Here is a 23706-nt window from a genome sequence, read left to right on the forward strand (position 1 = left end):
GGTCGCGATGACCGGGGCCCTGCTCGTTGCTAGCCGACTCAGGCGCCGAACCCGACCTTGCGCGAGTCCTGCGGGCCGATCTCCACGTACGCGACGCGGCCAGCGGGCACGACGAACCGCGCACCCTTGGCGTCCACCAGCGACAGCACGCTGGACTTGCCGGACACCGCGTCCGCGACCAGGGCCTCGACCTCGGACGGGTTGAGCTCACTGGTCACGACGAGTTCCCGCCCGCTGTCGGCGACGCCGATCCTGACCTCCACGCTGACCTCCGTGCTCAAGAGAAAAAACTGATCCCGAGCCTACCTAGCCGAGACCCAGCTGCGTCATGCGCCGCGCGTGCGACTGCTGAAGGCGGCGGAACAGCTGACCGATCCCGGCGAGGTCCCCGGACCCCCTGATGATCAGCTCCGAGAGGCCGTCCCGCTCCGCCACCACGTACTGGGCCTGCGTCAACGCCTCGCCGAGCAGCCGGCGGCCCCACAGCGCGAGCCGGTCGCGCACCCGCGGATCGGCCTCGACGGCGGCCTGGACTTCGCGTTCAGCGAACGCCGAGTGGCCCGTGTCGGCGAGCACGTGGAGCACGAGCTCCTGCGTCGGCTCGTCGAGCCACGTGGCCACCTCGCGGTAGAAGTCGGCCGCGAGGCCGTCGCCGACGTACGCCTTCACGAGCGACTCGAGCCACGACTTGGGGCTCGTCGACTCGTGGAACGCGTCGAAGCCCTTCACGAACGGCGCCATCGCGTCCTCGATGGCGATGCCCTCGGTGGCGAGGTGCTTCTGCAACTGCGTGAAGTGCCCGATCTCGGCCGCGGCCATCTGCGCGAGCGCGGCACGCCCGGCCAAGGTCGGCGCCGAGCGCGAGTCCTCCGTCATCCGGTCGAAGGCTGAGAGCTCGCCGTATGCGACCGCTCCCAGAAGATCAACAACACCCTCCGCAACACCCATGAGACCGAACTCTAGTAGTCAAATGTGTCTTGGCAGGTAGAATGGCCTTGGTCGCCCGGCGTGACGAGTGTGACGAACCGCCGCGAGGCGCACGAAATGGTGCGCGTACACCTTTCCCGCAGCTGATCCTGAAGCGCGGTCGAGAGGCCCGGCAGGGCTCGTACGCGCTTGGTACGAGAGAGGCTGATCACCCTGACCGCTGAAGTAGAAGCACATCTGGACCCGGTTCTCCTGGAACACAGCGAGGCCGGAGTCATCGAAGAAGACACGTCGCACCCGTTGCTGGCAGACGCCCCGGTGCAGTCCACGTCCCCCACGTTCGCCGAGCTCGGAGTGCGCGACGAGATCGTCAAGGCGCTCAGCGAAGCCGGCATCGAACGCACGTTCGCCATCCAGGAGCTGACGCTCCCCATCGCGCTCGCCGGTGACGACGTCATCGGCCAGGCGCGCACCGGCACGGGCAAGACGCTCGGGTTCGGCGTGCCGCTGCTGCACCGCGTCGAGCTGCCGGGCGACGGCACCCCGCAGGCCCTCGTGGTCGTGCCCACCCGTGAGCTGTGCCTCCAGGTCGCGCACGACCTGACGGACGCGTCGAAGCACCTCGACCTGAAGGTCGCCGCGATCTACGGCGGCATCCCCTACGAGCGGCAGATCGCGCAGCTGCGCAAGGGCGTGGACGTCGTCATCGGCACGCCCGGCCGCCTGCTCGACCTCGCGGAACAGCGCCACCTGGTGCTCGGCAAGGTCCGCATGCTGGTGCTGGACGAGGCCGACGAGATGCTCGACCTGGGCTTCCTGCCCGACATCGAGCGCATCCTCAACATGGTTCCGGACGAGCGGCAGACCATGCTGTTCAGCGCGACGATGCCGGGCCCGATCATCACGCTGGCGCGCACGTTCCTGAACCAGCCGACGCACATCCGTGCCGAGGAGAACGACGCAGGTCAGACGCACGAGAACACCTCGCAGTTCGTCTACCGCGCGCACTCGATGGACAAGCCGGAGATGCTGGCCCGCGCGCTGCAGGCCCGCGGCCGGGGTCTGACGATGGTGTTCGCGCGGACCAAGCGGACCGCGCAGAAGGTCGCCGACGACCTGACCGAACGCGGGTTCGCCGCGGCCGCCGTGCACGGTGACCTGGGCCAGGGCGCGCGCGAGAAGGCGCTGCGGGCGTTCCGCAACGGCAAGGTCGACGTGCTGGTCGCCACCGACGTCGCCGCGCGCGGCATCGACATCGACGACGTGACGCACGTCATCAACTACCAGTGCCCCGAGGACGAGAAGACCTACGTCCACCGCATCGGCCGCACGGGCCGTGCCGGGCGCACGGGCGTCGCGGTCACGTTCGTCGACTGGGACGAGACGCACCGCTGGGCGTCGGTCAACGACCTGCTCGGCCTCGGCGCGCCGCTGCCGGTGGAGACGTACTCCACCTCCGACCACCTGTTCTACGACCTGGACATCCCGTCCGGCTCGACGGGCAGGCTGCCGCTCAGCCACCGCACGCGTGCGGGTCTCGACGCCGAAGAGGAGGAGCAGCTCGACGCCGGCAAGCGCAAGCGCCGTCGTCGCACCGGCTCCACCCGCTCCGGTGAGGGCCAGGCGCCCGAGGCGGCCGAGGAGACCAGGCCGAAGCGCACCCGTTCGCGCACGCGCAGTCGTGCGGGCGTGACGCCGGAGGGTGGCGAGCAGACCCAGGTCAGCGCGCCCGAAGGGGCCGAGAAGGCCGCCTCCGACAAGCCCCGCAGGCGCCGGCGTCGCCGAAGCTCTGCCGAACAGGCCGCTCCTTCGGCAGACTGATCACCATGTCGTCCCCCGGTTCCGACGTCACCGAGGTCGAGGACGTCCTCGACGAGCCCGCGCACGAGAGCGCGGAGCCCGTCGGGGACCGCCCGCCCGCCCGGTCCTGGCACACGCGCGCCGACTTCATCGCCGTCGCGCTGATCGCCGTCGTCTCGATCACCGCGTCCGTGCTGACCTGGGCGTTCAGCGATGCTCGCGCCACGACGTCGGTCACCGGGCCGTCGTCGTTCGAGCCGCTGCCCGACGTGGCGAACCTGCCGCCGTCGCTCGCCGAGGTCTGGCGGGCGCCGAGCGGTGCCACCTTCTCCCCCGTGGTCGTGCAGACCCCGTCGAAGGAGACCGGCGAGGAGAAGCCGTCGACCGTCGTCACCGGCACCGGTGGTGAGGTCCACGGCCGCGACCCGCTGACCGGGGACGCGCGGTGGACGTACTCGCGCGACCTGCCGCTGTGCACGGTCAGCACGGCGTGGGGCCGGGCGATGGCCCTGTACTCCAAGGGCGAGAACTGCTCGGAGCTCACCTCGCTCGACGGCGTGACCGGCGAGCGGCGGGCGCAGCGCAACGGTGACGCGGAGACCGGGACGGCCCTGCTCAACGAGGGCTCGCACCTGATCACGACCGGCTCGAAGTTCGTCGAGGTCTACCGGCGGGACGACCTGGTGCGGTCGCTGGAGTACGGCGGCCTGCGCGCGATCGTGAACCCGAACAAGCAGCCGCGGGTCGGCTGCACGTACGGCTCGGTGGCCGTGACGACCGGCAAGTTCGCGATGATCGAGCGCTGCCCGGACGACGCGTCGGACCGCGTGACGATCCTCAAGCCGAACCCCGACAAGTCCGACGAGCCCAAGGTGTTCGGCAGCTCGGTCACCGGCTCGAAGAACGCCCAGATCGTGGCCATGACCGAGAAGTACGTCGCGGTGGCCGTGCCGAACCCGAGCCGTGTGCTGATCTACGACGCGGAGACCGGCAACCAGATCAACGAGGCCCCGGTCGACGTGCCGGAGGCCGACTTCACCGACCCGCCGAACCACGTGGCGCGGGTCTTCACGACGAAGACGAACGCCTTCTGGTTCACCGGATCGCGCACGATCTCGTTCTCACTGGAGACGCTCACTCCACTGTGGACCGCCGAGGGCACGCTGGGCGCGGGCACCACGCTCGCGGGCCGCGCGCTCATCCCGGTGAAGGACGGCCTGCGGGTGTTCGAGCAGGACACGGGCGCCGTCGTGGGCACGTTCAAGGTGAACCGCGCCGGCTACACGGGTCCTGTGCAACTCGCCACAGCAGGTCCGGTTGTGCTGGAGCAGCGTGGCGAAACCCTGATCGCACTGCGATAGTTCAGCTCGTGTACTCGCAGATCAGCCCCCACCGGGCGCAACGCGTCGACTTCCCGGGCCGTTACGGCACGATCGCGGCGCTGCGCGCGCCCGCCATGGGCGACGACGCGATGCGCACGACCGTGCTGCTCGTGCCGGGCTACACGGGCTCCAAAGAGGACTTCGCGCCGATGATCGACCCGATCGCGGACGCGGGGTTCGAGGTCGTCGCGATCGACCTGCCGGGCCAGCAGGACTCCCCTGGCCCCGACGACGAGGCGCTCTACCGGCCGGGCCCGCTGGGATCGGTGCTCGCCGAGCTGATCGGGAAGATCGCCGCGGACGGCCGGAAAGTGCTGCTGCTCGGCCATTCCTACGGTGGTCTGGTGGTGCGGGCGGCCGTGTTCGCCGGTGCACCGATCTCCGGCCTGACCCTGATGTCGTCAGGTCCGTCCGAGCTGCCCGCCGGCGAACGCCGCATGGTGCTGGAGGTCGGCGAGCACGTGCTGGCCGAGCAGGGCGTCGCGGGCACGCAGAAGCTGAACGAGCTGCGCTCCCAGCAGAACCCGGCGTACACGGCGCTGCCGCAGGAGCTGAAGGACTTCTACCGCAACCGTTTCCTGGCCTCGCCCGCCGCCGCGTTGCTCGGCATGGGCAACGGCCTGCGCTACGAACCGGACCAGGTGGCGAAGCTCGCCCGCACGTTGCGCTCGTCCGGCACGCCGTGCCTGGTGGTGTGCGGCGACGCGGACGACGCGTGGACGCCCGCCGCCCAGCGCGACATGGCCGAACGCCTCGACGCGGACTTCGCCGTGCTGCCGGGCGTGATGCACTCGCCGAACACCGAGGCGCCGCTGGAGCTCATCGCCACGCTGCTGCCGACGTGGCGGGCCTGGCTGACGTCGTAGGACGCCAGTCAGACCCCGGACACGCCGGACCTACTTGACGTTGATGTAGGCCTCGTGGAAGGCGTTGTTCGGGTAGGCCTGCAGATCGGCCTTCACGTACGCCTTGTTGTTCTTGCGGAACGCCTTGTTCGACGCGGCGACGGTGACCTTCACCGTCTCGAACCCGCCCGTGCAGGTGGCGCCCTTGGACCCACCACCGGTCGCCACGTTGCCCCCGCCGACGGCCTGCGTCGCGCTCACGTAGACGTACGCCGACGTCGAGGTCACCGGGCAGGCGTAGGTCACGTCGACCTCGATCGTCGCGCCGTTGGCCCTCAGGTTCGCCGGCCCCTCGACTCTGACCAGTGACTGCGAGGGCGACTGCGCGCTCACGTCCGCCATGACGGGCGCGATGGACGCGAGGATCGCGCCACCCGCGACCGCCACGACGGCCAGCGACTTGCCCCCGGACAACTTCTTCATGGTGTTGCGGTCCCCTCTTCAACTCCGTCCCTTGTGGACGGAAACCCCAGACCGGCGCAGAGGCCGGCGACGATCAGCACCGCGGGCAGGTGCCACAGGAAGTCGAACCCGCTGTGCACCAGCACGACCACCACCGCGGCGAACGCCCCGGCGTGCAACGGCGTACTCCTCTTCCCGCCCCACATCCGCACGAGCACGGCGCCGATGACCGCCAGCACCAGCACCAGCCCCACCACACCGAGCTCGACGAGCACCTGCAGGTACTCGTTGTGCACATAACGCATCACACGGGTCCCTTCGTCGCCTCGGACGAAGAAAAAGATCGCGTTCCCAGGCCCGGTACCGACCAGCGGCTGCTGAGCCACCAGGTCGAACGCGGCCTCCGCGGCCTGACTCCGGTCAGGCGAACTGAACGAGACCCGCGTGGCCAACCGATCGGCGAACAAGAACGCGGTCGCCGCCGCCGTTGCCACCGCCACCCCGGCCACGGGTATCAAGAGCTTCTTGAGCCGCGGCAAAGCGACCGCGACCAGCGCGCCTCCGAGCAGCCCCGCGACCGCCAGCAACGCGCGCGGCTCCTCGGCCACCCTCATGGTCGGCAACAACGCGGCCACGGCCACCGCGCCCCCGAGCAACGGCGGCACGGCCGTCCGCACGGTCTCCCCGACCCCGTGCAACGCCGCCAGCACACCCAGCCCGACGAGCAACGCGATGACCCCGGCGCGACTCATCGTCGCCCCGATCCCCGCACAAAGCAGGAACCTCATGACGTTCATCAACAACGACGTCTTCAACACCAACGACAACACCGCGGCAACAGCCATCACCGCAGCGGCGGCATTGGGATAGGTCAACGTGGACGCGGCCCGAGCCAGCCCCTCGGCCACAGTCGTCCAAGCGGGCACCCGCCACACCACAGCGACCCACCCGCTGAACCCGACAAGGGCCCCGACCCCGACCACCACGGTGGCGAGCAACTGACGTTGCTCAAGATCAGCCTGAGCCGCAACGACCACAGCCCCGACGAACACCACCAACGCGACCGCAGCAGGCACCCCGCTAAGCAGATCGCCAGCAAGCACCCCACGCCCAACAGCCCAAACGGCGAACGCGCCCCCCAGCGCGACCAGCACCGACGGCCTGGGCCGAGCCACCACAACAGCAGCCACGACCAACACAGCGGACAACACCCGCCCAGGCAGGTAGTACCCACCCTGCGCGACCACAGCGGCCGCAAACCCGGCGACCACGAGCAAACTGGGCACCGGCAACGAGTCCCGGCGCACGCCGACAACAACTTCCCCCACGGCCACCGCGTTCCCCCAAGGCTCGCCGAACCCGCCTCCCCAAGCGGATCGACTGCACTGTAGGTGCCCAACGACCAGGACGGAAGAAGAAATCAAGAACCAATGCACAAATCGCCACAAGAGGGACGACTAAGACCTCAGGCCCACCAGAACGTCCACAACGTGACACCACTGACCACGAACACCCCGAGAGAGGCCACCGGAGCCCGCCAGTCGGCATACCGGTCGGCCACGATCTGCCCGCCGACCACCAACACGGCAGCCACGACGTGCGCCACCACGGACAACGTCCCAGGCCCAGGCAGATCACGGGTGTTGGCGTAGAACTGGACGCCGATGTTCCCGAGGGCGAGCAACACCAGGCCCACCGCCAGCACACCACTCACAGCACGCAGGAACCCGAACACCCGCGACGGCCGCTCAGCCACGTCCACTTCCACCTCCGCCACCCTACGGGTCCGCCCGAATCCAGCCAGTGAGCCCCCGAACCAGTCCACCACAGTGGCAGACGCACGACCGCAAGTCTGGTTCCGCCGAGATGACGGGCCGGGGCCAGGCGAGGCGGCGGGCACGCGAGAGGCGAAGCGGAGAGCAGCGCGGCAGGTGGGGCAGGGCAGGGGCAGGCGGGGGCGGGGGGAGGCCAGGCGGGGCGGGCCGGGGCAGGGCTAGCGGGCCGGGGGCAGGCCAAGCGAGGGCGGGGGCGAGGTAGCCGAGCGCACGGGAACGCGTCAGGGCAAGACGGCATCAGGCAAGACGGGGTGAGGCAAGACGGGTCAAGGATGGCTTTAGGGGATGCGAAGCCGAAGGCGAGCCCGTAAGAGCGCAAGCATCGCGATGGCGCAGCCGAGCGCCCGGCCAAGACCCGAGCGCAATGCCGAAGGCGAGGCGTCCTTACCTCTTGGCTCCGGTCAAAGCGGTATCGGTGACGTGCCCACCCAACGTGCCCACGCTGCAAAGAGATTGGGGCTTGACTTTGGGTGCGAGGTGCTAGCTTCTCGAGCTCGGCCGGGCGCTTTTCAGCCCGGCCTTTTCCGGCCGATGAGCGCCTCGCAAGGGCCCCGAAGTCAAGCCCCAATCTCTATCGTCGCGCAGCGGCGATGACGTAACCAAAGCCCGTCAAAGTCCCTGCACCCAAACCCAACCACCAACTCAAGGCGACCCTCACGGCGCCAACAGATCCCAAGGCGACAACGGCGGAACCGCCGCCTGCCCCTCCTCACAACTACGCCGAAAATCGCACCACTGACACTGCCGCCCAGTAACCGGAGGAAACAAAACCTCCGGATCCCCACCGGCCTTCAAAGTCTCCACAGCCAGATCAATCTCATCGGCAGCCTCCTCAGCCCGCCGAACATGCCGCCCCAAAGACTCCTCGGTGTGCTCCCACACAGCCACCGACCCGGACGGCAGATGATGCAACTCCACCCGCCGGCAAGGCTTCCGCAAAGTCCGCCGAGCAGCCAACGCGTACAAAGCCAACGCCTGCGACCCGCGAGCATCATCAGAAGTCAGCACATGCCGCCCGGTCTTGTAATCAACGATGACCAACTCACCATCGCGATAATCGATCCGGTCGACCCGACCCTCGGCCACGATCCGCTCGGTGGGCGACGAAACCCACCGCTCCACCCCAAGCGGCTCAAAATCGACATCCAACGAAGACACGTAATCGTGCACCCAGGACTGAGCCCGCTCCCGGTACACAGCGGCCTGGTCCACGTCCCGGAACCCGTCCGACTTCCACTGCCGCGTCACCAACGCGACCGCCTGATCAGGCGTCCGACGATCGGCAGGCAGGTCGAACAGCGCCTTCAACGCGTTGTGCACGACCGCACCAAGCGTGTTGTGCGCCCAAGCACCACCACGCGGAGGCGACGGCCGGTCCAGGTACGTCATCCGGTAGCGGCGCGGGCAGTCCGTCCACGTCGAGAGCTTCGCGGGCGTGACGCGCACCAGCCGGCGCGGTGCGGCGGTGCCGAAGTCGAAGCCGAGTTGTTCCACCCCAACCAAGTTACTCACCACCCCTGACAGAAAATGAGGGGCATGGAGATCTGGCACAACCCGCGCTGCTCGAAGAGCCGAGCGGCCAAGCAACGGCTGGACGACAGCAACGCCGACTACACCGAACGGCGCTACCTGGACGACCCGCCCACCGAGGAAGAGCTGGACCACGTCCTGAAGCTCCTCGACAAACACCCCTGGGAGATCGCACGCACGAAGGAAGCCGCGTACCCCAAAGACCTCGAACACGACCGCCAGAAGTGGATCGAGCACATGGTCGCCAACCCGAGCCTCATCGAACGCCCGATCATCATCGACGGAGACCAGGCGCGCATCGAGCGTTAAACACCCGACACGATGAAGCCCTGCACGGACGACGCGACCAGCTGCACGGCGATCGCGGCCAGCAGGAGACCGGCGATCTTGGCCATCAGCAGGATGCCGCTCTCCTTGAACACCTTGATCAGCAACCCGGCGGACCGGAGCGTCCCCAGCAGCACGAGGTGGACGGCCACGATCGCCGCGGCCAGCGCGAGGTACGAGCCCCACGCGCCGTCCGCTTGACGCACGAACACGATGGTCGCGGCGATCGCACCAGGTCCGGCCAGCAAAGGCGTCCCCAGCGGCACCAGAGCGATGTTGACGTCCTCCACCTCGGGGTGGTTGGTCGCGCCCTTGCCGGTCAGCAGGTCCAGGGCGATCAGCAACAGCAGCAGGCCGCCCGCACCTTGCAGGGCGGGAATGCCGATGTGCATGTAGGCCAGGATCGAGTTGCCGGCGACCGCGAACAGCGTGATCACCAGGAACGACACCAGCACGCCCTGCCGCGCGGCCCGCTTGCGCGCCTCCCGCGACTTCCGGCCGACCAGCCCCAGGAACACCGGGACGGTGCCCGGTGGGTCCATGATCACCAGCAGCGTGATCGAGGCCTCGATGAACAGCCGCACGTTGAACACCGCACCACCGCCCTACCCGACGAGGATCTTGGCTCCGGTCGCCCTCTCCGCCAGAGCATCCAGCATCTCCGGCGCCGTCGTCTCCGCGCCGAGCCGCACCGTCTTGTTCGTCCCGTGGTAGTCACTCGACCCGGTGACGATCAGTCCCAGCTGGTCGGCCAGCGTCCGCAACGAGCGCCGCGTCTCCACGTCGTGGTCCGGATGATCGACCTCGACACCGGCCAGTCCACACGAAGCCAACGACGACACCACCGAAGGCGCCACCACGGGACCGCGGGACCGGGCGAACGGGTGCGCCAGCACGGTGACGCCACCGGCCTCGGTGATCATCTCGATCGCCCGCTCGACGGGCGTGTCCGTGCGCCCCACGTAGTACTGGCCGCCGGTCAGGAACGTCGCGAAGGCCTCGTCGACGGACGACACCACGCCGGCGCGGATCAGTGCCTGGGCGAGGTGCGGGCGGCCGGCGGGCGCGTCGAACGGCAGGCGCGCCATCAGGTCGACCGGGTCGATCGGGAAGCCGTCGGCCTGCATCATCTCGGCCATCTTCTGCAGCCGCGAGCGCCGTTCCTCACGCAGGCGTGACTGCTCCTTCATCAACATGGCGTGCGTGGGGTCGTACAGGTACGCCAGCAGATGCACGGTGATGGTGTGGCCGTAGCCGTCCTCGGAGGAGCACGACAGCTCGGCGCCACGCACGAGCCGCAGGCCAGGAGGCAGTGCGGCGACCGCCTCGACCCAGCCTGCCGCCGTGTCGTGGTCGGTGATCGCCACCGCGTCGAGCCCGGCTTGCGCCGCAGCCTTCACCAGTTCGGCAGGGCTGTCGGTGCCGTCGGACTCGGACGAATGGGTGTGCAGATCGATGACCACGTCGTCCAGTGTGGACGACGTGATGAACGACCCGTGTTACGGGACCATCTTCTTGCCGCGCGCCGCGCGCTGGGCCTTGATCATCGAGAAGCGCTCGGCCTGGGCCTTCTTGTCGCCGAAGGTCAGCTCCGAGATGGCGTCGTAGACCTCTTCGGGGTCCGGCAGGAACTCCAGGCGGTTGAGCGCCTGGATCTGACCCGCCGACTCCACGATGAGCGTGCCGTAGCCGAGCATGCGCCCGCCCACCGTCCGCTCGTAGGTGAGGTCGGTGACCTTGCTGATGGGCATCATCGCGACCTTGGTCTCGAAGACGCCCGAGGTCAGCATGAAGCGCTTGTCGGTGACGACGATGCGCTCCACCCACCACTCGATGATGAAGTACGAGAGGCGCAGCAACACGAGCAGCGCCCCGTACCAGAGCACGTTCTGCAGCAGTCCGGCGTCCGCCGGGAGCAGGTACGAGATCATCATGAAGCCGGCGAGCAGCGCCGCCGCCTCCAGGACGTCCCAGATCAGGTAGGACCAGTGCCTGCGCACCCGGATGACCCGACGCTCGCTCGACAGCAGGTAGTCGTCCGGATCACGAGGTGCGAACATGCGCTACCAGCCCTTCCTGGTACCAAGACCTGCTCCAGGCCACCTCAGGGGTGGCTGGTACCAGACTAGAAGACGGAACGCACAAACGTGATCAGAGCCTCGGCCGCGGTGCGCAGCGAGTTGAGGATGTTCTGCACGAGTTGGGCCGCCTGCTGGGGCTCCGCGATCAAGAAGAACAGCAGCAAGGCGATTCCAGCGAAAGTGAGAATCTTCTTCAAGTTCACGGTGTCCACCCCGTCCGCGTCGCACCCGTTTGGCGCCGTTCGTGACCGTTGTACAGCACGATTCAGCACCTTGGGAGATTTGTACCGCAGCCGGGGTAGCGGACAGCACCGCCATTCCAGTGTGACTACGCTTCGTGATCGTGACCGCCAGCAGCAAGCGCACGATCCGTTGCGTCGGAGCCATCGTTTATGACTCTTTTGGGCGACTCCTGCTCGTGCGACGCGCCAACCCGCCTGGTGAGGGCATGTGGTCGATACCAGGCGGGCGCGTGGAGCCAGATGAGACGGATGAGGCGGCCGTGACTAGGGAACTAGTCGAGGAGACGGGACTCTCCGTCACCGTCGGCCGCCTCGTCGGCTCCGTTGAGCGACCGGCCCCGAACGGGGTTTACGCGATCTTCGACTACGAATGCCAGGTCACGTCGGGTGTGCTCCGAGCGGGCGACGACGCATCGGATGTCGCTTGGGTCGACGGTGCGACCTTGGACACACTTCCGACCACCGACGGGCTCGTGGAAGCGCTCTCCGAGTGGAACTGCCTGCCCAGGGCCTGATCAGGGTTCACGCGTTAGGGGCGAGCGTTCAGCACCAAACGAGACGTTGCCCGTGGGCCTCGGTCGTCGCCAGAGTGCTCACTTGCACGCCTGACTCACCGACACGGATGAGGCGCAGCTCACCGTCCTCGTGCGCGGCCCACCAGACATCCTTTCCCAATGCGGACAAAGCGGGTGTGAGGTCGAGCCCCGAGCCGCTCGAGATGACGACCAGCGGCGCGTCGATCGGCTCGACCGCCTTGGCGAGATCCGCGACGGGGTCCCCGGCCACGAGCCGCGGCGGGTTCTTGCGCAGCACCCCGGCCGCTACCCCGAACAGGCGCAGCCGCTCTGGCTGGTCGGCCCACACACACGCCTCCAGCCACGCGTAGGCGTCCTCGTCGGCCAGGTCGGCCGGCGCAACCCCGATGCCCGCCTTCGCGGCCACCTTCACCGTCTTGGGCAGCTTGGGCAGCACGGCGCCGGGCGCGAGCTCCAGCGCGCAGTGCAGCCCCAGCGCGGCCTTGGCCGGGCCGGCGACGACCTGGCCCGCCTCCGCGGTCTGGTAGCGGTACGAGTACTGGTCGAGCCCGAGCAGCAGGCCCGCGGTCGTCGCGACCTCCACGAGCCCGATCGGCCCGCCCGCCTGCTTCGCCGCCGCCGCGACGGCCGGGTAGAGCAACGCCGCGCGCTTCACCTCGTTCGACTGCACGACCTGGGTGCTCACCAGAGCCCGCACGCGTTCGGCACGTTCCAGCAGGAAGTCCCGGAATAACGGCCAGGTGCTCTCGTCCGCGCCATAGGTGCCGCCGAGCGACGGGTAGTAGTTCGAGAGCTGGTGGAACGGCTCAGCCTGCACGAGCCGATGCGCCGCCGCCAGCAGGAGCTCGCCCGTGGCGTTCTCCTCACCGGCGGCGGTCAGCAGGCCGGCGACCTCCGGATCGGCGGCAGCACGCGACGCCAGGTGCTCGTAGAGCGGCGAGATGGCCGCAGCCTCCTCGGCGAACGCTCTCAAGCGCTGCTGTGCCAGATCCAGAGAAGTCACTTCACTCCTTGGGTTCAGGGCGCCCCGGCTGCTCGCCACCGCGGGCCTCGCCGTAGGACTGCTTCGGCACCATGACCTTGCGCCTGAAGATGCACACGACCGTGCCGTCCTGCTTGTAGCCGCGAGTCTCCACGTAGACGACGCCCCTGTCGTCCTTCGACTTGGACGGCGTCTTGTCGAGCACCTCGGTCTCACCGTAGATCGTGTCACCGTGGAACGTGGGCTTCACGTGCCGCAGCGACTCGATCTCGAGGTTGGCTATCGCCTTGCCGGAGACGTCGGGCACGGACATGCCCAGCAGCAACGAGTAGATGTAGTTGCCGACGACGACGTTCTTGCCGAAGTCCGTCGTGTTCTCCGCGTAGTTCACGTCCATGTGGAGCGGGTGGTGATTCATCGTGAGCAGGCAGAACAGGTGGTCGTCGTACTCCGTCACCGTCTTGCCAGGCCAGTGCTTGTAGACCGCTCCGACCTCGAACTCCTCGTAGTACCGACCGAACTGCACCGCGCCTCCAACTACGTGTGATCGAGATCTGCCACAGGTGGGGAGACAGTCTTTACGCGGAGGGAGTACCCTCGGCAACCGGTGTGTGAGGATTTCCACCACCAGTGACTTCGCCCCGAGGAGGTGAGGACCCCTAAATGAGCAAGGACCCCCACCCTGCCAGTACCAGGCGCGTCCTCTCCGAGGTGGCTTTCTAGATCCCTTCTGGATCGTTCTTTCCACCCGGTCTGGGCGCCCGTCGTGCATCTGCACTTCACGTCGGCGTGTGTACCTGGAGGAAACTCACCATGCCCAGCCTGCCCTCGATCCGCGGACGCGGGAACCAGCGCGGCCCTGCGGGACAAGTCCCGCACGTGCCCGTGCCGTTGTCGGCGTACGTGGTCGACTGCGCCGTGTACGTGGACGGCAAGCGCTTGCCCGGCCGGTGGACGCACACCGACGCCGTCAAAGAGGTGCGCAAGCGCAAGGACGGTTTCGTGTGGATCGGCCTGCACGAGCCGGACGCCGAGCAGATCGAGGGCATCGCCGAGACGTTCGGGCTGCACGAGCTCGCGGTCGAGGACGCGGTGCACGCGCACCAGCGCCCGAAGCTGGAGCGCTACGACAACACGCTCTTCATGGTCTTCAAGACCGTTCGCTACGTGACGAACGAACACCCCGACACCGCCAACGAGATCGTCGAGTCCGGCGAGATCATGGTGTTCCTGGGCAAGGACTTCGTCATCACCGTGCGGCACGGCAACCACTCCGGGCTCTCCAAGCTGCGGCACGTGCTGGAGGCCGACCCGGAGCGCCTGGAGATCGGCCCGGCCGCGGTGATGCACGCGATCGCCGACCAGGTCGTCGACAACTACCTCGAGGTGACCGACCACATCGAGGACGACATTGACCGCATGGAGGAACGGGTCTTCGCGCCGCGCACCGAGGTGAGCGCCGAGCAGATCTACATGTTCAAGCGCGAGGTCGTGGAGCTGCGCCGGGCGGTCATGCCGCTCGCGAACCCGTTGCGCCGCTTGGCCGAGGGCTACACGCCGCTCATCCCCGAGCAGGTGCGCGCGTTCTTCCGCGACGTCGACGACCACCTCACCGAGGTCTCCGAGCGCGTCACCGCGTTCGACGAACTGCTGACGACGCTGGTCGACGCGACGCTCGCGAAGATCACGCTCCAGCAGAACACCGACATGCGCAAGATCACCTCGTGGGTCGCGATCATCTCCGTGCCCACCATGGTCGTCGGCGTGTACGGCATGAACTTCGAGTTCATGCCGGAGCTCAAGTGGAGGTTCGGCTACCCGCTGATCCTCAGCCTCATCCTGATCGCCTGCCTCACGCTCTACCGAATACTGCGCCGAAATCGCTGGCTGTAGTCCCGGTTTCGCTCGCTCTGTTCGTAGATGAGGTGTGTCATGACCAGAATTCTCACCAACATCCGCTTCTGGATCCTCGCGTTCCTGCTCTGCTGGATCACCACCGTGTTCGTGCTGATCAGCGGAACGCCCTGACGTGTACGCGCGGCTGAGGAACATCAGGTTCTGGCTGCTGGCGCTCCCGGTCGCCTGGATCGCGATGGTGTTCGTCTCCATCGCGGCCTGGCCCGATCCGGGAGCCGCGTCACCGGACGAGCTCGCCTCCGAGGTGACGAACGCCTTGCGGGCACACGACTTCCACAAGTTGCAGCCGTTGCTCGCGATCGGCGGCGAGGACGTCGCGCAGTCGACGACCGACCAGTTCCAGTCCGCTCAGGTGGAGCGCGGCTCGTACCGCGACGGCGCCGTCGTCGTCGAGTACACGCACGACGGCACGCGCGCGGAGTTCCGGCTGCCCGTGGAGTTCCAGGACGGCCGGTACGTGATCAACCCGGTGGTCACTCCCAGGGGGTGACGTTCCAGGTGAACGGCGTGCCGTGGCCCGCCCCGTGGCCGAGGTTGAGCGAGATCCCGGCCGGCCAGAGCCGCAGCAGCAGTTCGAACCGGTAGTCGTCGTCCGCGCGGCGAGGCTCGAAGACCAGCAACGCCAACGGTGTCGTGGGGGTCGCCTTCGCGGCGGCGTCCGCGAGCACGGCCCGTCCCATCGCGCGGTCCGCGGGCGAGACGTACTGCCACACCACGGAATGCCACACGACGGTGAGCACGTCGCGTTCGGCGCGGGCGAGCTGCTTCGCGAGCCACTCGGGCCCCGCCGACCGGTCGACCTTCACCGGGTCGGTGGCGGCGAGGTCGAGCGCGTTGCCGAGCCGGTTCCACCGGTCGAGCTGGTCCGCCCAGACGAACGAGCTGAGGTGCAGCCGTCCGTCCTCTGTGGACACGTCGACCGGGGTGAGGTCGCAGCCGGCCCGTCCGACGACGCGCAGCCGATGGTCCAGGTCGGCGGGCGGCGTGCCGGTCCACTCCGGGTTCAGCACCAGCAGGCTGTCCGGGTCGCCGAGGACCCGGTCGGGAAGCTGGTAGCCGACGTGGTGCGGGCGCAGGTTGAGGCCACCGCTCGCGCCGACCTCCAGCAGCCGCACGCAGAACGGCACCTGCCGTCCGGCGGCCTTCGCGGCCTCCTGCGCGGCGACCAGCAGACCGCCGTAGAGAGGGGCGCTGCGGCCGGGTTCGTTGGTCTGCACGACCGTGGCCTGCACGCGGTGCCGCAGCAGGTCGGCGTGCTCGGTGAGCGCGGGCAGCGCGTCGTCCCACAGCGTCGGCAGGTGCGGCGAGCCGCCGACCGACGGGTAGTGCTTCGACAGCGCCGGCGCGCGGCCTTCGAGCACGAGCCGGTGGACGGCGCCCGCGAACCGCAGACCGGGCACGCTGCCCTCCCGGTCGCGTTCGGACCCCGCCATGATCCTGGTCGTGACGCCACCCCGGGCGAGGTCGTCGGCGGCGTCGGTGAGGAGACGCTGGGTCAGCGGACTGCGGTCGCGGCAGCCGTGGGCGGCCGCGGCGAACAGCTCGGCAAGCACGCCGCTCACGCTAACGGCAGCGTCGCTCGCCGTCATGTGGTGAAAGACCCCATTAGCCTGGCTGAATGGTGCGCGTTCTGGTGGTCGCCGACGAGGTCGTGGAGGCGCTGTGGACGGACCAGGTGCACGCGCACGATGGCGTGGACCTGATCCTCGCGGCGGGCGACCTGCCGTTCGACTACCTGGAACACCTGGCCAACGCGCTGGACAGGCCGCTGGTGTTCGTCCCGGGCAACCACGACGCCGACCTGTCCGGCTACTCCAACGTGCGCGGCCTGTGGACGCAGTCGGGCGTGCCGGTCCGCTGGCCAGGTCCAGCCGGTGCGGTGAACGCGGACGAACGCGTGATCGACGTGGCCGGGCTGCGCATAGCCGGTCTCGGTGGTTCGATCCGCTACAACAAGGGCCCGAACCAGTGGACGGAACGGCAGCAGGCCCGCCGAGCCCGCCGGGTGACCCGGCTGGCCGCGTGGCGCAAGCTGCGGGACGGACGTGGCGTGGACGTGCTGCTGACCCACTCGCCGCCGCTCGACTGCGGCGACGAACCCGACGCCCCACACCAAGGCTTCGCCTGCCTCCACACCCTGGTGACGCGCCTGCAACCCCCACTGCTGCTGCACGGCCACATCCACCCCCACGGCCACCCGCGCCCAGACCGCCACCTGGGCACAACGCGAGTCGTGAACGTGGTCCCCCTCAAAGTCCTGGAGGTGACCCGATGAAACGGGACACCGGCTTCCCGGCAGCCGACGCCGAAAGCGACTTCCTCAGAGCCCGCCGCCGCCAGGTGATGTCCCGCCTGGCCACCTGGCTGCGCAGAGAACCAGACGACGTCAACATCATGCTGCCGTTCCACGAGGTAGTGGAAGCCCTCGGCATGGCGTCAGAAAAACGCCTGGGCCTCCAATCCATCCGCCTGGACTCGATAGTCGGCAGCGTGGACCGAACCCGAGACTTCGACCGCCGCTTCCGCCCCACCTCGGGCAGAGTCCGCGAACGCTGGCAACGCCTGGCCCAAGCCGCCCGCAGAGGAGAACCGGTCCCCCCGATCGAGGTGTACCGAGTAGGCGAACTCCACTTCATCATCGACGGCCACCACCGAGTCTCCGTGGCCCACGCACTAGGCCAACAAACCATCGACGCCTACGTGACCCAGGTGATCACCCGCCTCAACTCCTCGGGCATCCGCTACCGAGGCGACCTGATCGTGAAGGACTACCGCCGCCTCTTCCTGGACAGAGTCCCGCTGACCGGCGAGTCAAGAGCGGCCGTGGTCCTCTCCGACCCCTGGCACTACGCCCAGCTTGGCGAACACGTGGAAGCCTGGGGCTTCCGCCTGATGCAGGACACCTGCCAGTTCCTGGACCGCCAGGAAGTAGCCCGCCGCTGGTACACCGACGAGTACCGACCGGTCGTGGCGATGCTCAAACAGGCAGACATGATCGGCAACAGAACCGAGACCGAGGCCTACATGTGGGTGGCGGCAGAGCGCTACCGCCTGATCCGAACGCACCGCTGGGACGCCGACGTCATCAACGCGGTCCGCGAGGAGTCCCGCGGGACGAAGTGAACCGCCAGGACACGCGAGGCCGAAGGCGAGCCCGTACGAGCGCAAGCATCGCGATGGCGCAGCCGAGCGCCCGGCCAAGACCCAAGCGCAATGCCGAAGGCGAGGCGTACGAACCTCTTGGCTCCGGTCAAGCGGTAACGGTGACGTACCCGCCCCAACGCAACCACGCTGCAAAGAGATTGGGGCTTGACTTTGGGTGCGAGGTGCTAGCCTCGCGGATCGGCCGGGCGCTTTTCAGCCCGGCTTTTAACGGCCGATGAGCGCCTCGCAAGGGCCCCGAAGTCAAGCCCCAATCTCTATCGACGCGCAGCGGCGATGACGTGACCAAAGCTCGTCCGCAGTTCGTCTTTGCACCCCAACGCAACCACCCACCAAACGCAACCTCACCGAGGCGCCACCCGAGGCCCCTCAGCATCAGGCAGGGGCCGAGCCTGATCCAGCACCTCATCCGTGTACTTGTCCAACAACCGAGTCCCGATCTGCTGCGCATACCCGAAAATCACAGCCCACAACAACAAAGCAGCAGCAGAAGGAATCCCGATCAACCCACTGGTGACCCCAGCCCCCAACGCCAGAATCCCCACCACGGCCAACGCCGCCCCAAGCATGATCTTGATCAACGCCTGATACCCGATCATCACATAAGGCGACAAAGACGGCCGACGCCGCAACAACAACACCACAGCCGCCAGGACAGCCCCAAAAGCCCCCAACACCTGCACCAGCCAAACGTCCACACCAGACGCGCGCGCCGACCCTCCAGGACACACGGTGGGCAAGGCGTTCTCCTTGGGATCAACGCACAACGGAATGATCCCCGGCCGAACGATCCCCACCACCCCCAACACCGTGTTGATCACGAACAACACCAACGAGGCCGCGATCAGCTTGTTGCGCAACGCCCGCGACCCGGCATGCGCGAAGTCCGAGTTGTCATAAGCAGCCCGCAGAGCGTCCACCACGATGGCCCGCTCGACAGCAGGCGTGAACTCCCCAGGCCGCAACGCCTCCAACGCACGACGCCGAGGATCGTCGTCGTCCAGGTACTGAGCCACCCGAGCCTGCAACCCGGGTAACCGCCCCGAGAACCCGCGCTCGGCGGAGATCGTCGCCACCTCGGCCTCGTGCAACGCCCGCCAGGCGCGTTCGATGTGCCACCCCGACCACCACGACGGCAACGCCCTCCACCACGACTCCCGCGCCGCGAGCATCGCCTCGACCACCGCTGCCTGCTCGACGGCCGTCCGGCGCCACACGTCGCCCTCGGGATCGACGGGGTCGGACGGGCCGAGCGCGGCCAGATCCGCGCGGACCCGGTCGAGCCGGGACTGCACGACGAGCCGCCAGTCGGTGACTCTGGGTTTGCGCTCAGCCATGTCTCGATGATGACACCCACCCCCGACAATTCCCGGGGCCATCCGTGTGACGTGCGAAAACGTCACCGGAACGCCATATACCCTTGCGCTTATATAACCTGAAGGCTATAAAACTCACCGTGGACGTCTTCGAGGCAGTGGCAGAACCCAACCGCAGGCACCTGATCAGCCTGCTGGCCGAACGCGAGCGCACCGCGGGTGAGCTCGTCGACAGCCTGCCGGCGCTCACCCAGCCCGCCGTGTCACGCCACCTCAGGGTCCTCAGGGAGACCGGGCTGGTCGAGGTCAGGCCGGACGGGCAGCGCCGCATCTACGCGCTGAAGCCCGACGGCCTGCAACGCATCGACGACTGGATCACGCCGTACCGCCGCTTCTGGCGCGACCACCTGGCCGCACTCGAACAGCACCTGGAGAACCGATGAACCTCGGCACCATCACCACACAAGGCGACCGCACGACGCTCACGTTCCAGCGCAGACTCCACCACTCGATCGACCGCGTCTGGGCCGCGATCACCGACGACGCCGAGCGCAAGGCGTGGTTCGGCGAGGGAACCGTTGACCCGCAAGCACAAACGGTCATGATCGAGCCGGAAGACCCGCCCGCGCCCATGGACGCCAAGCGGGTCACCGGCCGCATCCTCACCTGGCAGCCACCAGAAGACGGCCACGCGGTGTTCGAACACGAGTGGCACCAACGGATCGTCGAGGACAGCAAGGTCCGCTACGAGCTCCGCCAAGACGGCGACCACACGATCCTGACGTTCACCCACACCGGGCTGTCCGACCGCAACGCCAGGGGCTTCGCGCCGGGCACGCACGCGTTCCTCGACCGCGCGGAAGCCTTCCTGGCCGACGAGACCCTGCCCGCCTGGAGCGAGCGCTACGCCGAGATCGCCCCCGAATACCCGGCTTGGAGCTAGTCCAACGCCGCCATCCTGTGCGCCTGCTCGAACCGCTCGTCGTGGTCGCCGAAGTAGCCCCACGGCCACGACGCGGCACGCGGCCCGCTGCGGCCGAGGTGCGACCGGAGCCGGTCCTTCGTCTTGGTCTCGTGGTAGTACATCGCGAAGATCTGGTGCGCCCACAACGAGTGCGGCTGCCCGTCGGGACCGGCGAGCAGGCGGTCGGACGCGGCGTCCACCTCGGCGCGCTGCTTCCTGAGGTAGCGCGAGGTGATCACCCGCCACAGCCGCACCAGGAAGCTGTCCGCCGACAGCAGGGACAGGTACCGCTCGATGTGCGCGATCGGGATCAACGCGAGCAACGGATGTCCGTCCGGCAGCCCCGCGACACCGGCCCGCGCGAACGCGAACATCTCGTCGTGGCTGCCGTACCACTTGGCCGCCGTGGACTGCAGGCGGCGCAGCGTCGCGTTGACCAGGTCCGGCACGCGCTTCACGACCTCCGCGTAGACCTCGGCGGCCTCGCTGCGGTGGGTGGGCGCTCCCAGGGCCACGGGCATCAGCGCGGCCCACGGCGCCACGTCGTCCGGGTCCATCTCGGCCGCGCGGTGCAGCGTCCGGCGGGCCCGCTGGGTGAAGTTGATCAGGCCGCCGAACTGCTCGTCGCTGGTGTCCTTCGCGTAGGCGGCGCCGCGCGACTGCCAGCCGGCGGTGGTCTGCGCGCTTCCCAGCAACAGCAGGAGGTTGACGTCCTCCGGGCGTTCTTCCTCGGCGTTGAGCAGCACCGGCAGCACCATGTTGCCGACGGCCCCGAGGAAGTCGACCGCGAGCTCACGACGGTACGGCTGGTCGCGCGTGGCGGCGAGCAGGGCCAGTGCGGGCTCGAGATCGCCGTACTTCAGCGCGAGACCCGCGTTCATGAGCTCTTCGTCGTGGAAGGCGGTGTCGACGTACGAGGGGAACTGGGAAGCCACGCGCGGAAGCTAGCACCGCGTCAAGCGCGACAGTCCTCAGTTGACCAAAGGACGGTTGACCAAAAGGCGGTGCGGGACGCGCTCCCCCACGCATCCCGCACCGCCGCGGGCCGCTCTAGGCGGTCTGCGAAGGCTCCACCAGCGCACGGAGCCGGGGAGGCATCCTCTTCTCCAACCCGTACGGTTCGAGGTGCGCCTGCAGCACGCCCGTGAACGCCCGCTCCACGGAAGCCGTGTCCCAGTTGTCGCTCTCCAGGATCGGTTGCTTGAAGTACGGCTGGCCGACGATGTGCAACTGCCTGCCGTTGCAGCGGATCACCTGGCCGGTGATGCCCTCCGCGCGGTCGGAGAGCAGGAACAGCACGAGCGGCGCCACCTTGCCCGGCGTGCGGTCCGCCGGGATGGCGCGCAGGGAGCGTTCCGACTTCCACACCATCCGCGTGTGCGCCACGGGGCACACGGCGTTCACGCGGATGCCTTCGGCTTCGAGGTCCAGCGCCCACGAGTAGCTCAACGACGCGACCGCGCCCTTGGTGGCCGAATAGGTGGCGAGTTTGCGCTGACCGAAGGAGGCGCCGGAGGAAATGTTGATGATCGAGCCGCCACCGGAAGCGCGCATCGCCCGCATGGCCGCGATTCCGGTGTAGATGACACCGAGGACGTTCACCTCGACGACCTGCCGGATCGTCTCCGGATCGTCTTCCCACGGCGCCGTCTCGTAGTTCAGGCCCGCGTTGTTCACCAGGCCGTCGACGCGCCCGAATTCGTCCAGGCACAGGTCCACGATCTTCGCGGCCTCGCTGGGGTCGGCGACGGTGTGGTTCGACGCGACCGCGCGGCCGCCGAACTCGCGGATGTGCTCCGCGACCCGTTCCGCCAGATCACCGTCGTTGTCGTTGACCACAACGGACGCTCCGGCGAGGGCCGCGTGCATGGCGTAGGCCTCACCGAGGCCTCGCCCTGCCCCGGTGATGACGACCGCTTTACCGTCCAGGATCCCCATTGCACGCTCTCTTTCGCTTGGGCGGCGGTCTCCGGAAGCCCCCTGCTGCTCCTTGGTTCTCGCCTTCGACAAGCGTGCGGACGTTCCGAAGCAACGAACTACATGTTTCGATGAGATGTCGCTGCCGAGCGCCCAATGGCGAACCGAGTTCGGCAGGGCAGATGACCCCGACTGATCGGCCCTTGCGCACCCGAGTCTTTCGTCCTAATCCGATCGAGTGACATAGAAAGAGCCGCCTTCCCGCGAGGGGAAGGCGGCTCGGTAAAACGAGAATTCACCGTTCCGTGTACGTCAGGTTCTTACCGCTCGACGGGTCGAAGAGCTGCACCTTGTCGGCGTCGAACCAGATCTCCGACTCCTGGCCCTCGACCGCGCCGGACGCCGACGACAGGCGCGTCACGAGCGAGATGCCGTCACCCGGCACGTCGTCCGATCCCGCGTCCGCCGCGAGCTCCTGGAGCTCGGCCGAGGCCGCCTGCTCGCCCGTGAGGTTGAAGTAGGCGTACTTGTCCGAACCCATGGACTCCAGCACGTCCACGTGCGACGTGAACTTGCCGCCCGCCGACAGCTTCGCGGCCTCGACCAGCGACGCGTCCTCGAAGTGCTCCGGGCGGATGCCGAGGATCACCTCGCGGGGCGCGTCGGCACCCTCGACGAGCTGGCGGACCCGGTCCGTCAGCGTCACGTCGCCGATCACCGACCGCAGCGCGCCGTTCTCCAGCGTGGCCGGCACGAAGTTCATCGACGGGGAGCCGATGAAGCCCGCGACGAACAGGTTCGCCGGCTGGTCGTAGAGGAACTGCGGCGCGCCGATCTGCTGCACCACACCGCCGCGCATGACGACGACCCGGTCGCCGAGCGTCATGGCCTCGGTCTGGTCGTGCGTCACGTACACCGTCGTGGTGCCGAGCTGCTTCTGCAGGCGCGACACCGAGGTGCGCATCTGCACGCGGAGCTTGGCGTCCAGGTTGGACAGCGGTTCGTCCATGAGGAACGCCTTGGGGCTGCGCACGATCGCGCGGCCCATCGCCACGCGCTGCCGCTGACCACCCGACAGGTTGGACGGCTTGCGCTCGAGGTGTTGCGTGAGGTCCAAGATCTCGGCGGCCTCGTTCACCTTGCGCTCGACCGTCGCGTTGTCGACCTTGGCCAGCCGCAACGGGAAGGCCATGTTCTCCTTCACCGTCATGTGCGGGTACAGCGCGTAGGACTGGAACACCATCGCGATGTCGCGGTCCTTGGGCGCCTTCTCGTTGACGCGCTGCCCGCCGATGCGCAGCTCGCCGTCGGTGATGTCCTCCAGCCCCGCGATCATGTTGAGGGTGGTGGACTTCCCGCAGCCGGACGGTCCGACGAGGATGATGAACTCGCCGTCGGCGATCTCCAGGTTGACCTCCTGGACGGCCAACGCACCGTCCGGATACCGCTTGGTCACCTTGTCCAGAACGATCTCTGCCATT

Annotated in this window: 28 protein-coding genes; 11 read left to right on the forward strand and 17 right to left on the reverse strand. The window is 68.1% G+C overall.

The window, feature by feature from the left end; genetic code table 11:
* Window positions 1-38: 38 nt before the first annotated feature.
* Together ACFWNN_RS13740 and ACFWNN_RS13745 are read right to left on the reverse strand one after the other, a co-directional pair.
* On the reverse strand, window positions 39-263 hold the full coding sequence (locus tag ACFWNN_RS13740; RefSeq protein ID WP_285646894.1) for a DUF3107 domain-containing protein: 225 nt from the start codon (window positions 261-263) through the stop codon (window positions 39-41).
* Window positions 264-306: 43 nt separating this feature from the next.
* Window positions 307-948 carry a ferritin-like fold-containing protein gene (locus ACFWNN_RS13745; protein ID WP_382440228.1) on the reverse strand — a complete coding sequence of 214 codons (642 nt, stop codon included), beginning with the start codon at window positions 946-948 and terminating at the stop codon, window positions 307-309.
* 183 nt (window positions 949-1131) lie between these two features.
* Between ACFWNN_RS13745 and ACFWNN_RS13750 the strand changes: the two genes are divergently transcribed.
* Genes ACFWNN_RS13750 through ACFWNN_RS13760 form a run of 3 tightly spaced genes read left to right on the forward strand, consistent with a single transcriptional unit; the run spans window position 1132 to window position 4975 of the window.
* Complete coding sequence (locus ACFWNN_RS13750; protein WP_382440402.1) at window positions 1132-2748, forward strand: DEAD/DEAH box helicase; 1617 nt, start codon at window positions 1132-1134, stop codon at window positions 2746-2748.
* 5 nt (window positions 2749-2753) lie between these two features.
* Window positions 2754-4088 carry a hypothetical protein gene (locus tag ACFWNN_RS13755; protein ID WP_382440229.1) on the forward strand — a complete coding sequence of 445 codons (1335 nt, stop codon included), beginning with the start codon at window positions 2754-2756 and terminating at the stop codon, window positions 4086-4088.
* 8 nt (window positions 4089-4096) lie between these two features.
* The gene (locus ACFWNN_RS13760) at window positions 4097-4975 is read left to right on the forward strand and encodes an alpha/beta fold hydrolase (protein WP_382440230.1); all 879 of its coding nucleotides are present in this window, start codon (window positions 4097-4099) and stop codon (window positions 4973-4975) included.
* 30 nt (window positions 4976-5005) lie between these two features.
* Here the strand turns inward: ACFWNN_RS13760 and ACFWNN_RS13765 are convergent, their stop codons facing one another.
* The 4 genes from ACFWNN_RS13765 to ACFWNN_RS13780 form a co-directional block, all read right to left on the reverse strand.
* Window positions 5006-5437 (reverse strand): hypothetical protein, encoded by a 432-nt coding sequence (locus ACFWNN_RS13765; protein WP_382440231.1) that lies wholly within the window; start codon window positions 5435-5437, stop codon window positions 5006-5008.
* On the reverse strand, window positions 5434-6492 hold the full coding sequence (locus ACFWNN_RS13770) for an O-antigen ligase family protein (protein WP_382440232.1): 1059 nt from the start codon (window positions 6490-6492) through the stop codon (window positions 5434-5436). Before ACFWNN_RS13770 ends, ACFWNN_RS13765 begins: the two co-directional genes overlap by 4 nt.
* A 389-nt stretch (window positions 6493-6881) precedes the next feature.
* Entirely contained in the window at window positions 6882-7184 is a 303-nt protein-coding gene (locus ACFWNN_RS13775) for a hypothetical protein (RefSeq protein WP_382440233.1), read from the reverse strand.
* Window positions 7185-7905: 721 nt separating this feature from the next.
* Complete coding sequence (locus ACFWNN_RS13780; RefSeq protein WP_382440234.1) at window positions 7906-8745, reverse strand: RecB family exonuclease; 840 nt, start codon at window positions 8743-8745, stop codon at window positions 7906-7908.
* A gap of 42 nt (window positions 8746-8787) precedes the next feature.
* On the opposite strand from ACFWNN_RS13780, the gene ACFWNN_RS13785 reads away from it, so the two are divergent.
* A complete protein-coding gene (locus ACFWNN_RS13785; RefSeq protein WP_382440235.1) occupies window positions 8788-9090 on the forward strand; it encodes an ArsC/Spx/MgsR family protein in 303 nt (100 codons plus the stop codon).
* On the opposite strand, the gene ACFWNN_RS13790 is transcribed toward ACFWNN_RS13785, so the two are convergent.
* From ACFWNN_RS13790 to ACFWNN_RS13805, 4 genes are all read right to left on the reverse strand, one after another.
* A complete protein-coding gene (locus tag ACFWNN_RS13790) occupies window positions 9087-9701 on the reverse strand; it encodes a MarC family protein (RefSeq protein WP_382440236.1) in 615 nt (204 codons plus the stop codon). The two genes, ACFWNN_RS13785 and ACFWNN_RS13790, sit on opposite strands and share 4 nt — an antisense overlap.
* Before the next feature lie 12 nt (window positions 9702-9713).
* Window positions 9714-10571: a PHP domain-containing protein gene (locus ACFWNN_RS13795; RefSeq protein ID WP_382440237.1), complete on the reverse strand. Its 858-nt coding sequence runs from the start codon at window positions 10569-10571 to the stop codon at window positions 9714-9716.
* A gap of 36 nt (window positions 10572-10607) precedes the next feature.
* Window positions 10608-11168: a PH domain-containing protein gene (locus tag ACFWNN_RS13800; RefSeq protein ID WP_382440238.1), complete on the reverse strand. Its 561-nt coding sequence runs from the start codon at window positions 11166-11168 to the stop codon at window positions 10608-10610.
* Between the two features lie 65 nt (window positions 11169-11233).
* The gene (locus tag ACFWNN_RS13805) at window positions 11234-11392 is read right to left on the reverse strand and encodes a hypothetical protein (protein ID WP_169746024.1); all 159 of its coding nucleotides are present in this window, start codon (window positions 11390-11392) and stop codon (window positions 11234-11236) included.
* A gap of 140 nt (window positions 11393-11532) precedes the next feature.
* On the opposite strand from ACFWNN_RS13805, the gene ACFWNN_RS13810 reads away from it, so the two are divergent.
* On the forward strand, window positions 11533-11946 hold the full coding sequence (locus ACFWNN_RS13810; protein ID WP_382440239.1) for an NUDIX hydrolase: 414 nt from the start codon (window positions 11533-11535) through the stop codon (window positions 11944-11946).
* A 28-nt stretch (window positions 11947-11974) separates the two neighbouring features.
* Here the strand turns inward: ACFWNN_RS13810 and ACFWNN_RS13815 are convergent, their stop codons facing one another.
* Both ACFWNN_RS13815 and ACFWNN_RS13820 read right to left on the reverse strand, forming a co-directional pair.
* Window positions 11975-12970, reverse strand: coding sequence for a DUF2332 domain-containing protein (locus ACFWNN_RS13815; protein ID WP_382440240.1), 996 nt, complete (start codon window positions 12968-12970; stop codon window positions 11975-11977).
* 1 nt (window position 12971) lies between these two features.
* Entirely contained in the window at window positions 12972-13475 is a 504-nt protein-coding gene (locus ACFWNN_RS13820; protein ID WP_090099673.1) for a MaoC family dehydratase, read from the reverse strand.
* Between the two features lie 287 nt (window positions 13476-13762).
* Here ACFWNN_RS13820 and corA point away from each other — a divergent pair, with 287 nt between their 5' ends.
* Together corA and ACFWNN_RS13830 are read left to right on the forward strand one after the other, a co-directional pair.
* On the forward strand, window positions 13763-14842 hold the full coding sequence (gene corA, locus ACFWNN_RS13825) for a magnesium/cobalt transporter CorA (RefSeq protein ID WP_382440241.1): 1080 nt from the start codon (window positions 13763-13765) through the stop codon (window positions 14840-14842).
* 136 nt (window positions 14843-14978) lie between these two features.
* The gene (locus tag ACFWNN_RS13830; protein ID WP_382440242.1) at window positions 14979-15356 is read left to right on the forward strand and encodes a hypothetical protein; all 378 of its coding nucleotides are present in this window, start codon (window positions 14979-14981) and stop codon (window positions 15354-15356) included.
* Here ACFWNN_RS13830 and ACFWNN_RS13835 read toward each other — a convergent pair.
* Window positions 15340-16419, reverse strand: coding sequence for a DUF2332 domain-containing protein (locus ACFWNN_RS13835; protein ID WP_382440243.1), 1080 nt, complete (start codon window positions 16417-16419; stop codon window positions 15340-15342). The two genes, ACFWNN_RS13830 and ACFWNN_RS13835, sit on opposite strands and share 17 nt — an antisense overlap.
* A 65-nt stretch (window positions 16420-16484) precedes the next feature.
* On the opposite strand from ACFWNN_RS13835, the gene ACFWNN_RS13840 reads away from it, so the two are divergent.
* A complete protein-coding gene (locus ACFWNN_RS13840) occupies window positions 16485-17141 on the forward strand; it encodes a metallophosphoesterase (protein ID WP_382440244.1) in 657 nt (218 codons plus the stop codon).
* On the forward strand, window positions 17138-17989 hold the full coding sequence (locus ACFWNN_RS13845; protein ID WP_382440245.1) for a chromosome partitioning protein ParB: 852 nt from the start codon (window positions 17138-17140) through the stop codon (window positions 17987-17989). The genes ACFWNN_RS13840 and ACFWNN_RS13845 overlap by 4 nt, the downstream gene beginning before the upstream one ends.
* Before the next feature lie 383 nt (window positions 17990-18372).
* On the opposite strand, the gene ACFWNN_RS13850 is transcribed toward ACFWNN_RS13845, so the two are convergent.
* Entirely contained in the window at window positions 18373-19365 is a 993-nt protein-coding gene (locus ACFWNN_RS13850; protein WP_382440246.1) for a hypothetical protein, read from the reverse strand.
* Between the two features lie 119 nt (window positions 19366-19484).
* On the opposite strand from ACFWNN_RS13850, the gene ACFWNN_RS13855 reads away from it, so the two are divergent.
* Both ACFWNN_RS13855 and ACFWNN_RS13860 read left to right on the forward strand, forming a co-directional pair.
* Entirely contained in the window at window positions 19485-19787 is a 303-nt protein-coding gene (locus tag ACFWNN_RS13855; RefSeq protein WP_382440247.1) for an ArsR/SmtB family transcription factor, read from the forward strand.
* Window positions 19784-20287, forward strand: coding sequence for an SRPBCC domain-containing protein (locus tag ACFWNN_RS13860; RefSeq protein ID WP_382440248.1), 504 nt, complete (start codon window positions 19784-19786; stop codon window positions 20285-20287). Before ACFWNN_RS13855 ends, ACFWNN_RS13860 begins: the two co-directional genes overlap by 4 nt.
* Here ACFWNN_RS13860 and ACFWNN_RS13865 read toward each other — a convergent pair.
* The 3 genes from ACFWNN_RS13865 to ACFWNN_RS13875 form a co-directional block, all read right to left on the reverse strand.
* Entirely contained in the window at window positions 20284-21243 is a 960-nt protein-coding gene (locus tag ACFWNN_RS13865) for a hypothetical protein (RefSeq protein WP_382440249.1), read from the reverse strand. The genes ACFWNN_RS13860 and ACFWNN_RS13865 overlap by 4 nt on opposite strands.
* A 115-nt stretch (window positions 21244-21358) precedes the next feature.
* Window positions 21359-22246: an SDR family NAD(P)-dependent oxidoreductase gene (locus ACFWNN_RS13870; protein WP_382440250.1), complete on the reverse strand. Its 888-nt coding sequence runs from the start codon at window positions 22244-22246 to the stop codon at window positions 21359-21361.
* A gap of 274 nt (window positions 22247-22520) precedes the next feature.
* Window positions 22521-23705, reverse strand: a complete 1185-nt coding sequence (locus ACFWNN_RS13875; RefSeq protein WP_382440251.1) for an ABC transporter ATP-binding protein — start codon at window positions 23703-23705, stop codon at window positions 22521-22523.
* Window position 23706: the final 1 nt, after the last annotated feature.

The organism is Lentzea sp. NPDC058450, from assembly GCF_042721395.1.
Lineage (GTDB): Bacteria > Actinomycetota > Actinomycetes > Mycobacteriales > Pseudonocardiaceae > Lentzea.